14 protein-coding genes are annotated in these 11454 nt (G+C 36.1%); 2 read left to right on the forward strand and 12 right to left on the reverse strand.

All coding sequences use genetic code 11. The annotated features are described in order from the left end of the window. Positions 1–252: 252 nt before the first annotated feature. A complete protein-coding gene (gene holA / locus HF990_RS14240) occupies positions 253–1263 on the reverse strand; it encodes a DNA polymerase III subunit delta (RefSeq protein ID WP_168412849.1) in 1011 nt (336 codons plus the stop codon). A 174-nt stretch (positions 1264–1437) separates the two neighbouring features. Here holA and HF990_RS14245 point away from each other — a divergent pair, with 174 nt between their 5' ends. Continuing rightward, positions 1438–1602, forward strand: a complete 165-nt coding sequence (locus HF990_RS14245; RefSeq protein WP_016838586.1) for a YqzM family protein — start codon at positions 1438–1440, stop codon at positions 1600–1602. Positions 1603–1657: 55 nt separating this feature from the next. On the opposite strand, the gene HF990_RS14250 is transcribed toward HF990_RS14245, so the two are convergent. The 11 genes from HF990_RS14250 to HF990_RS14300 form a co-directional block, all read right to left on the reverse strand. Continuing rightward, complete coding sequence (locus tag HF990_RS14250; protein ID WP_184656264.1) at positions 1658–3664, reverse strand: DNA internalization-related competence protein ComEC/Rec2; 2007 nt, start codon at positions 3662–3664, stop codon at positions 1658–1660. A 268-nt stretch (positions 3665–3932) separates the two neighbouring features. After that, positions 3933–4502, reverse strand: a complete 570-nt coding sequence (locus HF990_RS14255; protein WP_016838588.1) for a ComE operon protein 2 — start codon at positions 4500–4502, stop codon at positions 3933–3935. A gap of 58 nt (positions 4503–4560) precedes the next feature. After that, positions 4561–5199, reverse strand: a complete 639-nt coding sequence (locus tag HF990_RS14260; RefSeq protein ID WP_168412850.1) for a helix-hairpin-helix domain-containing protein — start codon at positions 5197–5199, stop codon at positions 4561–4563. A gap of 75 nt (positions 5200–5274) precedes the next feature. Continuing rightward, entirely contained in the window at positions 5275–6015 is a 741-nt protein-coding gene (locus HF990_RS14265; protein ID WP_311733649.1) for a class I SAM-dependent DNA methyltransferase, read from the reverse strand. After that, positions 6008–6355: a ribosome silencing factor gene (rsfS, locus tag HF990_RS14270; protein ID WP_168412852.1), complete on the reverse strand. Its 348-nt coding sequence runs from the start codon at positions 6353–6355 to the stop codon at positions 6008–6010. The genes HF990_RS14265 and rsfS overlap by 8 nt, the downstream gene beginning before the upstream one ends. A 69-nt stretch (positions 6356–6424) precedes the next feature. Continuing rightward, positions 6425–6979 carry a bis(5'-nucleosyl)-tetraphosphatase (symmetrical) YqeK gene (yqeK, locus tag HF990_RS14275; protein ID WP_016838592.1) on the reverse strand — a complete coding sequence of 185 codons (555 nt, stop codon included), beginning with the start codon at positions 6977–6979 and terminating at the stop codon, positions 6425–6427. Further along, positions 6966–7538 (reverse strand): nicotinate-nucleotide adenylyltransferase, encoded by a 573-nt coding sequence (locus HF990_RS14280; RefSeq protein ID WP_016838593.1) that lies wholly within the window; start codon positions 7536–7538, stop codon positions 6966–6968. Before HF990_RS14280 ends, yqeK begins: the two co-directional genes overlap by 14 nt. A 23-nt stretch (positions 7539–7561) precedes the next feature. Continuing rightward, positions 7562–7855, reverse strand: a complete 294-nt coding sequence (gene yhbY / locus HF990_RS14285) for a ribosome assembly RNA-binding protein YhbY (RefSeq protein WP_016838594.1) — start codon at positions 7853–7855, stop codon at positions 7562–7564. Positions 7856–7872: 17 nt separating this feature from the next. After that, positions 7873–8694: a shikimate dehydrogenase gene (aroE, locus tag HF990_RS14290; RefSeq protein WP_016838595.1), complete on the reverse strand. Its 822-nt coding sequence runs from the start codon at positions 8692–8694 to the stop codon at positions 7873–7875. Positions 8695–8715: 21 nt separating this feature from the next. After that, positions 8716–9819 (reverse strand): ribosome biogenesis GTPase YqeH, encoded by a 1104-nt coding sequence (gene yqeH, locus HF990_RS14295; protein ID WP_016838596.1) that lies wholly within the window; start codon positions 9817–9819, stop codon positions 8716–8718. Further along, positions 9819–10337 carry a YqeG family HAD IIIA-type phosphatase gene (locus HF990_RS14300; protein ID WP_016838597.1) on the reverse strand — a complete coding sequence of 173 codons (519 nt, stop codon included), beginning with the start codon at positions 10335–10337 and terminating at the stop codon, positions 9819–9821. Before HF990_RS14300 ends, yqeH begins: the two co-directional genes overlap by 1 nt. A gap of 266 nt (positions 10338–10603) precedes the next feature. Here HF990_RS14300 and sigK point away from each other — a divergent pair, with 266 nt between their 5' ends. Continuing rightward, a complete protein-coding gene (gene sigK, locus HF990_RS14305) occupies positions 10604–11329 on the forward strand; it encodes an RNA polymerase sporulation sigma factor SigK (protein WP_016838598.1) in 726 nt (241 codons plus the stop codon). Positions 11330–11454 lie beyond the last annotated feature (125 nt).

Genomic DNA, 11454 nt, shown 5'->3' on the forward strand with positions numbered 1-11454 from the left:
GCCGCTCGCTTCCTTCAGATTCCGCGTCACCACGGACACCCTTGCGTTAAGCTAACTGTTACTTCTGCCTTCACAGTTCGGGACTTACACCCTATAGATTACACCCATGCCAGGCGCACTAAAAAGATCAATTGTTATTAAAACAATTGATCTTTTTTCGTCTAAACTTAATTTATGAAAATACTTAGGCTGTATAAAAAGCATAGCACTTTTTACACAGCCTTTTTTGGATTCCTTTTTATGAATGCTAATTTATAAACTTTTTAATAAAAACATTTCCAAATATCTTTCCCGGTTTCCTCCAGTTGTTTTTAATAGAATATCAATTTCAGCAAGTTCATTTAGCGCCTTCAATAACCGCTCTTCACTTGGACGATTCCTTTTTTCTAGCATTAATTTTACTCTGTAAGGATGAATCTTCAATTGTTTCGAAATTTGTGTCGGAGGATAACCTTTCTTATGTAAATAGTAAACGTTATTCATCGTCCGTATATTGTTTGCTAATAAACCAACTAATTTTATGGGTTCTTCCTTTTGACGCAACAAGTCATGATAAATTCGAAGCGCTTCTGAAACGTTATGAGTAAGGTAAGCATTTAACATTTTAAACGCATCGTGTTCAAGGGTTTTTGCTACGAGATTTTCCACTAAATCACTTGTAATCATTTTATCTTCGCCTAAATAGAGAACAAGCTTTTCAATCTCCCTTTGAAGCTGATTCATATTTTCGCCAACCATTTCAACCAGCTTGTCTATAGCTTCGTCTTCTATTTTTTTCTCAAAGCTTGCAACCTCACTTTGAATCCAAACAGCTAAATCTTTTTCCCCTAGCGCTTCTGCATGAAGCATGACGGTTAATTCCTTCATCAACTTTGTGATTTTTTTTCGTTCATCCAATTTTTCATATGGCGCTGTAAAGATTGTTACTGCAAAATCGGAAGGATGATTTAACCAGTTTTCTAGTCGCTTGACGTCATGCTCAACTTTTTCCGAACCTTTTTCGGCAGCTTTTAAAAAGGTTGCATTTTTCGCAATGATTAATTTACGATCTGATAAAAATGGATATGTATCCGCTTCATCCATGACAAAGTCGACCGGTGACTCTTCCAAGTCAAAAATCGTCATCTCCACTTCCTCGTGAACACTCAAGGCTTTTTTTATACGTTCAATTGTTTCATCTATAAAGTAAGTTTCTTCGCCATAAATACAATATACTGGAGCGATTTTTCCATTTGCTATTTCTTTCCACGCTTTCGTAAACATTTTGTAAACCTCCAAACAATTCGTACCCATTAGTATACACGAATTATGAGAAGAACTGTATTTTTTGTATAAAATGTGTCAAAATGAAATAGAAATCAAAAAGAAATTCAATAATCTCTTATAGCTTTTTACTATCTATTGACTTATAATGGACTTTGAGTAGGAGGTTATCATATGGCAAATCATAATGAAAATTTCGTTACACATAACCCATTCGAAGGTGATAATGCTTCTTGCAAACGTAATGAAGCTACTGATGCTGCGGTTGGTTTCACGGTATCATTCTTATTTTTCACATTAATGTTCATTATTGCCGTAGTTATTGATGCTGTCGCTTAATACTTAATAGAGTGTAGACAAGGTTTCTCCCTCTGTCTACACTCTATTTTTCTTTTCAGTCAATAGTTATTGTAACGGTTCTTATTTCCATCTCAAGAGCTTTTGCGATGATTTCAATCGTCCCAACTTCCCCTGTCGTAAATGTTTTTAATCCCATTCGTTGAAATCGTTCTACAACTTCTATATGAGGATGTCCAAATCGATTATTTTCCCCCGCACAAAAAATCGTAATTGCAGGCTGTAATTGTCGAATAAATTCTTCGCTGCTGGAGGTCTTACTACCATGATGGCCAGCCTTCAATAAATCGATGGATGATAATGTAGGATATAATGAAAGCAGCTTTTGTTCTCCCTCCTTTTCTAAATCCCCAGTAAACAATGCATGAAAATGACCATGTTGAACATATAAAACGAGCGAATCATTATTTCCTTCATAATCCGTATCAAAAGGCCAAAGATATTGAAAAAACACTTCTCCATCACGCCATGCATTTCCAGCCATTTGTTCCTTAATAGGAACTTTTTGAATCTTTGCCTCAACCATTAAATCATTCATAACTGGCTTTTTCAAAGAAGAAGGCGTTACATGTATTTCTCGAACGCGAATCTCTTTTAATATTTCTTCAGCTCCTTCCACATGATCACTATCAGCATGTGTTAATATAAGCGTATCAATGCTTGAAATTCCCTTTCCTTTCAAATACGGAACGACTACTTGTCTTCCCACTTCATATCGAGTACCTTCTTTCCACTCCTCCTGTTGAAATCGCAAAACCCCGCCTGTATCAATCATATACACTTTCTTTCGAAAAGGAAGTTCGATGACGATACAATCGCCTTGTCCAACATCCACAAAGGAAATAACTAAATGTGGGTTTATTTTTCCTTTAAAATGTAGTAGAAATACAGGAATTAGTAATACCAACACGATATATCGGATTTTTGCTCGACAATCGATGAAGTATAATGCCATCAACACACTGACATAAGCCAGTATCATCGAAAATAAGGAAGGTTTGCCTGGCACCCACATTTGGTAAGGAACAGATTGTAGTACGAAAGTAAATTTTGTTATGAGAAGCCGAAAAGGTTCATACACTGTAAAAAATAGATTGGATAAAGGAATTGGAATAAATGAAAGGATTAACAAAACAATATTGATTGGCAAAATAAGAAAGGAAAACAGAGGCACATAAAATAGATTGACGATAAACGAGGAGATACTTAGTTCATAAAAATGATATAGCAATAGAGGATAAACGATTAACTGGCAAACAAAAGTAATGAAAAACGATTTTAACCACCAAGAATTAATCGAATGCAAAAATCTACTAGAATAAATTAAACTAACTGTAGCTAAATAAGATAGTTGAAAGCCAACTTGATAGATAACCCATGGCTCAATCATCACAAAACCGATGAAACTGATGGCAAGAGCATCATCTATTGCAAGGCGACGTTTGTATCGTGAAATGATGATCAGCTCCAAAACAGTTACCGCCCGCCAAACAGAAGGAGCTCCACCTGCAACAATCGCATAAATTGGCAATAGAATTATTAGAAGAATGGTCGCAATCTCTTGCCTTATACGCAAACAAATCAGCCCTTCATAAATAATGAAAGCAAAAATCGCAATGTGCAATCCAGAAATGGCGAACAAATGAGTAATACCTAATTTTTGATAAGCCCTCGTTGTTTCATCATCCACATCATCTTGTAAACCGATTAGTAAAGCTTTTGCTTCAGGAGCAAGAGATGTTGGAAACGTCTTTTCAATATGTTTTTTCAAATGAAAACGCATAACACTAATTTTTTGATGGAAAGATGATTTCGTGTCAATATATTGAAGCCTATGAATTTCGAAGATACCTGTCGCACCTTTACTTTTTAAATACTTTTTCATATTAAAACTATAGGGATGTTGGGGTCTTTTAGGTTCCACCATTTCCCCTTCAACTAAGAATCTCTTTCCTTCTAAAGGCATCGATTCGAAAATATGTTTTTCTTCTTCAGAGCTGAGTTTATATGTCACATAGACTTTCCTACCATTTTCATCTTTCATCAACCCTCTTATCTTATCGCCATTTACTTTATATTCATGCGTCCACGTATAAATTCCCGTCAAGATGATGGGCTTTTCTATTTCTTTTAATTGGGTGGAGAAATAGAGAAAAACACTAATACTACAAAATAAAAGTATAGTAATTTGCACTGGATGAAACTTTATCAAATAAGCATGCAAAACTAGCGGTATAAGTAACAATAAAAGCCATGTGGTCTCATGCACACTGAGGGAGGCAATGAGCACCGACAAGGCATAGTAAATCCACTTATGTTGAAATATCAAATAACTCCTTCACCTTCTCTTCATATAAGGATAATTCTTCTTTATCGGCGCCACTTTGTCGTAACTTCTCCAACAAATCTAAAACTATTTGATATTTCTCGTCTTTTAAAAAGTCAATTTTTGATTTATTAAACGGCACATGAACAACATTTACTCCGGCTTTATTTAATATTTCGATAGCATATGGATCATTTTTATAATCACTAGCATAGTAAACATTTTTAATGCCAGATTGGATGATTGCTTTAGTGCATTGCAAACAAGGAAAATGAGTGATATATATATCTGCTCCATTTGTTGAAATACCGTATTTTGCACATTGTAATAGAGCGTTAATTTCTGCATGGATTGTTCGCACACAATGATTATCTCTTATATAACAACCTTCATCAATACAATGTTCATCCCCTGATATGGAGCCGTTGTAACCTCCCGCAATGATTCGTTTATCCCGCACAATCGTAGCACCAACGCTCAAACGTGGACATGTGCTTCGTAAAGCCAATAAATGACTTTGAGCCATAAAATACTGATCCCAAGTAATGCGCTCCATATGATTACCTCCAAATGATTTCTATTTACTAGTATAGAAGAAAATAATTAAATATTAGTTATATCGTGATAAAATCCTTCAATTTTTCAAAGGTTTTTTCACCGATGCCAGAAACACTTTTTAAATCCTCGATTTTTTTAAACGGTCCATGTTCTTCACGATACTGGATGATTGCCTGAGCTTTTGAAGGACCGATTCCTGGCAAAGTTATTAATTTGGACTCATCGGCGGTGTTAATGTTTACTAACGACTCTTTCTTGCTTGATGAATGGCTTTGTTGAAGAGCTTGTCCTAACGGTTGGTATTCTTCATCCCGAAGAAGTTCACCTATTTTTGGTATATAAATAACCATCTCATCTTGCAATTTTTGTGCATGATTAATATAGTTTGAATCAGCTTCTTCTGCATAACCGCCCGCTAATTGAATGGCATCGATAATTCGATTTTCTGTTGTTAATTCATATACGCCGGGAAATTTTACAGCCCCTTTTACATCAACAATGACTTTTGTAGAAGTGGGTTCTTCCGATTGAAGGGTTTCCATGTCATCGAAAATTTGTGGTTGAGGAATGGTTGAAACGAGTTCAGCGTCATCCGAACTGTCTTGCTGAAGTAAATAGATAGCAATGAATAGGCAAAGGATTCCGGGTGCTACAAGCATTTTTCCATACTTCTTTAAGAAATCGTGGAAAATCATAGAGCACCCCTTCTAGAAGGTAAATCATATGGAGTCACCTTTATGATACTCGATTTACCTTCTAAAGAAAAGATGTCATTTCACTGCACGAATAAAAATACGTCCACTCGTGTTGGTAGGTGATTGGTCTTCCCAATCTGCAGTTATAAATATTTGTGAAAAACCAACTTCCTTTAACCAATTTTCATAAGTTTCAATTGAAAAGGTTCTCTGATAATGTTGTTCATCAAAACGCTCATAAAGATTCGTTAAATCTTCCATTACAAAAAATGTGATGTCATGAACAACAGAATGCTCTTCTTCCCCTTTTTCTGTATACCAGATATAGAAAATTTCGCCGTCATCATACGTAAAAGGACTTTGTAAAAAGATTTCATCCATTTTATAAACGGAATGGACATCAAAAAATAGTTGACCTCCCACACGTAAAGATGAATATACTCTTTTGAACGTTTCTTTCACTTGTTTTTCACTTTGTAAGTAATTGATTGAATCAATGGGAATGACAACAACATCTATATTTGAAAAGCCCTCTAAATCATCCATTGACATATGGTAAAACGGTATCGTCAAATCCTCTTTTTGGGACCGTTCTTGAGCAATTGTAAGCATTGATTCAGATAAATCAATGCCACTAACTTGATAACCCGCTTTACTAAACAGTATCGATAATGTACCAGTCCCGCATCCGACATCTAATAATGTGGGATAATTGGAACTTGGTGCAAAGGCAGTAACCCACTTAACATACTGATCATATGGGATGTCTTCCATGAGAACATCGTACACTTCGGCAAAACGTTCGTAACTATTCACTGACACTCGGCACTTCGATTTGTGGTGCATCTCCCCATAATCGTTCTAAATTATAGAATTGTCGTTCTTCCTTATTGAATACATGAACGACCATATCACCTAAATCGATTAAAATCCAACGAGCAGAATCGTATCCTTCCATTCTTCTAACATCAAAGCCATTTTCTTCAGCTTTTTCCTTCACTTCTCTAGCAATCGCTTGAATTTGACGGTCTGAATTTCCATGACAAATAATAAAATAATCTGCCAGTAATGAAATGTTTTTCATATTTAAAATGACGATATCTTCTGCACGCTTATCGTCTAATGCTTTATAAACTACTTGCAACAAATCTACCATTGAGTCACAATTCCTCTCCTTTTTGTATTTACTATCTATTTTTTCGAATTGTCAAAAAAGCTAAACAAATTATTTATAATAATGATTATAACATTCGATGGAATCAGGGAAAATCGGCTGCTTTGTATGAACTAAAAAGGCAATGGAATGACGAATACATGCACACATCGCTTGATTTAAATCTTGTTGTGCTTTATTTCTTAACTTTTCTACTCCATCAAATGATCGATTCGGTTCAATCATATCGGCAATATAAATAATTTTCTCCAATTTCGACATGCCTGCTCTACCTGTCGTATGGAAACGAATGGCATTTAAAATATCTTCATTGGATATATGAAATTCATGTTCGGCAATCCAAGCACCTACAGGACCATGTAAAATTTCTGGCCCCCAATCCAACAATCTTGTATCCAGACCGTGTTCCTTTACGATATTTTTCATCCAATCTTCATCCGCATATTTCGCAACATCATGCAAAATGGCAGCTGTTTCTGCTGCTTTCACATCTGCTCCATATAGTTCAGCTAATTGAATTGCCGTTTCCATTACTCCTATTGTATGAATATAGCGCTTTTCTGGCATTCGAGATTTAATTCGATTCAATAATTCACTTCGCTCCATAAAGTCCTTCCTTTCGAATATAAGCTTCCACTTCCGGTGGTAATAGAAATCTTAATGTTCCACCTGTGGCAAACCGTTCACGTATTAATGTGGAAGATAAAGCTATATCTGGAGCTTCTACCATAATAATGTTATAAGGTGACTCCGACTTGGCACCAGGGCGCTTAATACCAACAAACTGAACAATTTTTACGAGTTCATCGATATGATGCCAAGTGTGGAGGGTATCAATCATATCTCCACCAATAATAAAATAAAACTCGACATCCGGCTCTCTTTCTCTTAATGCCACCATCGTGTCATAAGTATAAGAAACTCCACCACGTTCCAGTTCAATCGTTTCCACCGTAAATTCTTTATAAGGTTTTATTAGTAATTGCACCATTTGCAGGCGATTTTCATTTGTTGATTCGTCTTCCTTTTTTTTATGTGGAGCAATTGCGTTTGGCATAAAGCGGACTTCATCAAGTTGTAAGGCATGATACACTTCATTTGCCATAATTAAATGTCCGATATGTGGAGGATTAAAAGTTCCCCCTAATATGCCGACTTTTTTCATTAAAGAACACCTGACTTTAAATTTTATTTAGGTAATTGAATTCTTTTATTTTTCTTTGAAGGTTTATATAACACAACTGTAAGGCCAATTAATTGTACAAGTTCAGAATTTGTTCCCGAAGCCAATGCTTCTGCTACATCGTGTTTATCTTCTTCACAATTATCTAGAATGCGAACTTTAATAAGCTCTCTGGCTTCAAGAGCATCTTCTATTTGGCGAAGCATTTGTTCATTCACTCCGCCCTTCCCTACTTGAAATATCGGATTTAAATGATGGGCTTCTGCCCGCAAAAATCTTTTTTGTTTACCTGTAAGCATAGGTTCCTCCTAGTAATCTATTTTAATTGCTCTATTAATTTCTCCATCATTTTTTCGGTGTTTGGATATTGACCTAGCCAATGGTTAAATGCGATTGCTCCCTGATGAATAAACATTCCTAGCCCAGTTACAATTTTTGCTTGTCGTTTTTCAGCTTCTAACAGGAAAGGCGTCATTAACGGATTATACACGATATCGGCAACAATTGTTCCCTCTTGTAATAGATCCAATGAAATTGGGAGCTTGTTTTCTCCAGTTGAAAGCCCTAGAGAAGTTGCTTGAATAATAATACCATATTGATTTAATTGTTTTTCTGCTTGTTCAAGAGAAAGAGCAATCCCTTCACCGAGTTCTTGGATGATTGCTTCTGCTTTTAAAACAGTGCGATTGGCAATATGGATTTGTTCATAACCATATTGCTGCAACGCAAAAGCAATTCCCCTGCTTGCTCCTCCAGCTCCAATCATAAGCACTTTCTTCTCTTTGTTCTTTCCGACCGCCTCTTCTAAAGCATGTACAAAACCAGCACCATCGGTATTATAACCTTTTAATGAGCCATCATTTAGTCTAACAACTGTGTTGACTGCCCCCATCTTTTGAGCAATCGGATCGATGTCATCTAATAAAGGTATAATGGATTCCTTATGGGGAATTGTCACGTTCCATCCACTAGCACCTAACAATTTTAAAGCAGCAACGGCTTCCTCCAATTGTTCGCTTTTCACGTGGATTGGAATGTAAGTCGCATCAATTCCCATTTCATGGAACCACGTATTATGCATGAACGGCGATTTTGAATGAGCGATCGGATCACCAATAACAGCAAACCATTTCTTCATTACCTAACCCTCTTCCAATACTTAAATTAAAGAAGAACGTATAAATACTTCTACACCTTTAGGCGCATGACAAGCAACGACAACATTTGGTTGTTGCACTGTAATCCATCCTAGCCCGGAAATGACGATATCTGTTTTACCTTCTTTTATCGAAAACTCGTGACGAACCATTGGAGGTAATTGGTTGATATACTCTTCCGAAGGCGGAGATAATAACTTGCCTCGGTGTTCATCATATAATGCGTCGGCTTTTTCCAATTTCGTACGATGGATTGGAAGTTCGTTTGATACATACACAGTAAACGAGTTGCGATTACCTTTAATAAAATCAAATCGAGCTAGTCCACCGATAAATAATGTCTGTTCAGCATTTAATTGATACACTTTTGGCTTAATTTCCTTCTTCGGTGTAATATACTTTAACTCACTTTCATGAATATGATGAGCCATTTGGTGATGATTGATAATACCGGGCGTATCGTAAATTGCTTTTCCATCTTCCATTGGAATTTCAATCATATCTAGAGTTGTTCCAGGGAAATGAGATGTTGTAATTAAATTCCCTTCTCCAGTAGCGCGTTTGATAATGCGATTAATAAATGTAGACTTTCCTACATTGGTACAACCGACTACGAATACATCTTTTCCTTCACGATATTGATCGATTGTTTCAATGACTTCATCCATTCCGTGTCCTTTATGGGCACTTACTAGTTTTACCTCGACAGGATGTAATCCAAATTCTCGTGAAGCTCTCTTTAGCCAACGTACCACTTTTTCTCGTTTCACAGATTTCGGTAACAAATCCGATTTATTTGCTACTAGTAATACCGGATTATTTCCAACAAATCGATGAATTCCTGGTATGAAGCTTCCATTAAAATCAAAGATATCTACAATTTTCACAATCAGTCCATCATGATTACCTAAGCCATTTAATATTCTCAAAAAGTCATCATCAGTTAATCGTACCGGTTGAATCTCGTTATAGTTTTTTAATCGAAAACATCTTTGGCAAATTACTGTTTCTTTTTCTAACGTTTTTGGCGGCGCATAGCCTGTTTCTTCTGGATTTTCAGTTTGAATTTTTACACCGCAGCCAATACAAGTTGGCATTTCTGTCATTATTGTTCCTCCCACATCGTAATTCCTTTTCTTTTTAATACTTTAAATAAGCGTCGTTCAACAAAACGGTTAAAGCGCGTAACAAAGCCATCCGACTCCGCTACAGGTCGAACTAAAAAAGTATAAAGTTGCAATCGTTTTGCACCTAAAATATCCGTAAGCAACTGATCGCCTACCATTGCCACTTCATTTCTATTTAATTGCAATTTATGAAGAGCAGCTTTATAAGCTTGTCCAAGCGGTTTTTTTGCACGATAAATATACGGTATTTTCAATGGTTCTGCAAACCGTTTTACTCTTTCTTCGTTGTTATTGGAAGCAATGATGATTTGGATGCCTGCTTCTTGCATCAATCTCATCCATTCAGCAATTTCTTTCGTCGCTTCCTTTCGATTCCATTCGATTAATGTATTATCCAAATCGGTTATTATACCTCGAATTCCAAGTGATTTTAATTTTTCTGGAGTAATTTCAAACACTGATGCAACAAATTCATTTGGTAAAAATAACTTATACAAAACCTTTTCCCCTCTTACAAAAATTTATTTCCCATTATAGCATAACCTTCAATTTGAAACCTATGTAGCACGAACATAACGATGGAACTCAATGCTACTCACATAATACTACAACAATTGAAACATTTACTAAACTATCAAATGTTAAACAGTTCTTTCAAGCCTTTTCTTATGAATTTTACTTTTTTCTACAGAATAAGCGTCGTTACGCATTTTTTCATACTTCAATTCATATAATGTCGAAAAAAGCGGAAAGGATGACCTCCTTGAGCGGAATATTGGCATCACTGATTCAGCTTTGGTTAGATATTCCCGCATTTCTAGGATACCTTAAAGGTCAGGCATTTCATAAACCATTCACATCAGAAGAAGAAGCAAAAGCAATTGAACGATTTTTAGCGGGCGATGAGCAAGCGCGACTTGATTTAATTGAACGGAATATGCGGCTTGTTGCCCATGTGGTGAAAAAGTTCCATCCCCCACACGAACAATTGGACGATTATATTTCAATTGGAACGATCGGGTTAATGAAAGCTGTGAGCAGTTTTACACCAGATAAAAAAACTCGCCTCGCAACATATGCAGCCCGTTGCATTGAAAATGAAATACTCATGCACCTTCGAGCACAAAAAAAGGTCCAAAAAGACGTATCCTTATTCGAACCCATTGGAGTGGATAAAGAGGGACAATCTTTGCAAATACGAGACATCTTACAACTAGATGAAAAACCTGCAATTGAAAAAATCGAACAAAAAGAAAGTTTCGAACAATTGTATACGTATCTCAATACATTGGATCCGAGAGAATTGGAAATTATTATTTACCGTTACGGATTAAATAATGAAGAACCTTTAACTCAAAAAGAAATTGCAAAAAAATTAAACATATCCCGAAGTTATGTATCTCGAATTGAAAAAAGAGCTCTTGTGAAATTGTACCAACAATTTAAACATAATCAAAATGAAAGAGAAAGAGAACGGGAAAAAAAGTAAATCGAGTAGGAGGGAGCGATTAACTCCCGTCCTCTCACACCACCGTACGTACGGTTCCGTATACGGCGGTTCAATTAAGATAATTGACGCAAGTTTTCATAACGAGCTTCAAGACTTTCCAACCC

The sequence above is a fragment of the Ureibacillus thermosphaericus genome, assembly GCF_012396605.1.
Lineage (GTDB): Bacteria > Bacillota > Bacilli > Bacillales_A > Planococcaceae > Ureibacillus > Ureibacillus thermosphaericus.

Excerpts from the sequence above, each read along its gene's own strand:
- holA (WP_168412849.1), bottom strand. The coding sequence starts at position 1,263 with ATGTTTACGAAAGCGTGGAAAGAAATAGCAAATGGAAAAATCGCTCCA.
- HF990_RS14245 (WP_016838586.1), top strand. The coding sequence starts at position 1,438 with ATGGCAAATCATAATGAAAATTTCGTTACACATAACCCATTCGAAGGT.
- HF990_RS14250 (WP_184656264.1), bottom strand. The coding sequence starts at position 3,664 with ATGAAAGATGAAAATGGTAGGAAAGTCTATGTGACATATAAACTCAGC.
- HF990_RS14255 (WP_016838588.1), bottom strand. The coding sequence starts at position 4,502 with ATGGAGCGCATTACTTGGGATCAGTATTTTATGGCTCAAAGTCATTTA.
- HF990_RS14260 (WP_168412850.1), bottom strand. The coding sequence starts at position 5,199 with ATGATTTTCCACGATTTCTTAAAGAAGTATGGAAAAATGCTTGTAGCA.
- rsfS (WP_168412852.1), bottom strand. The coding sequence starts at position 6,355 with ATGGTAGATTTGTTGCAAGTAGTTTATAAAGCATTAGACGATAAGCGT.
- yqeK (WP_016838592.1), bottom strand. The coding sequence starts at position 6,979 with ATGGAGCGAAGTGAATTATTGAATCGAATTAAATCTCGAATGCCAGAA.
- HF990_RS14280 (WP_016838593.1), bottom strand. The coding sequence starts at position 7,538 with ATGAAAAAAGTCGGCATATTAGGGGGAACTTTTAATCCTCCACATATC.
- yhbY (WP_016838594.1), bottom strand. The coding sequence starts at position 7,855 with ATGCTTACAGGTAAACAAAAAAGATTTTTGCGGGCAGAAGCCCATCAT.
- aroE (WP_016838595.1), bottom strand. The coding sequence starts at position 8,694 with ATGAAGAAATGGTTTGCTGTTATTGGTGATCCGATCGCTCATTCAAAA.
- yqeH (WP_016838596.1), bottom strand. The coding sequence starts at position 9,819 with ATGACAGAAATGCCAACTTGTATTGGCTGCGGTGTAAAAATTCAAACT.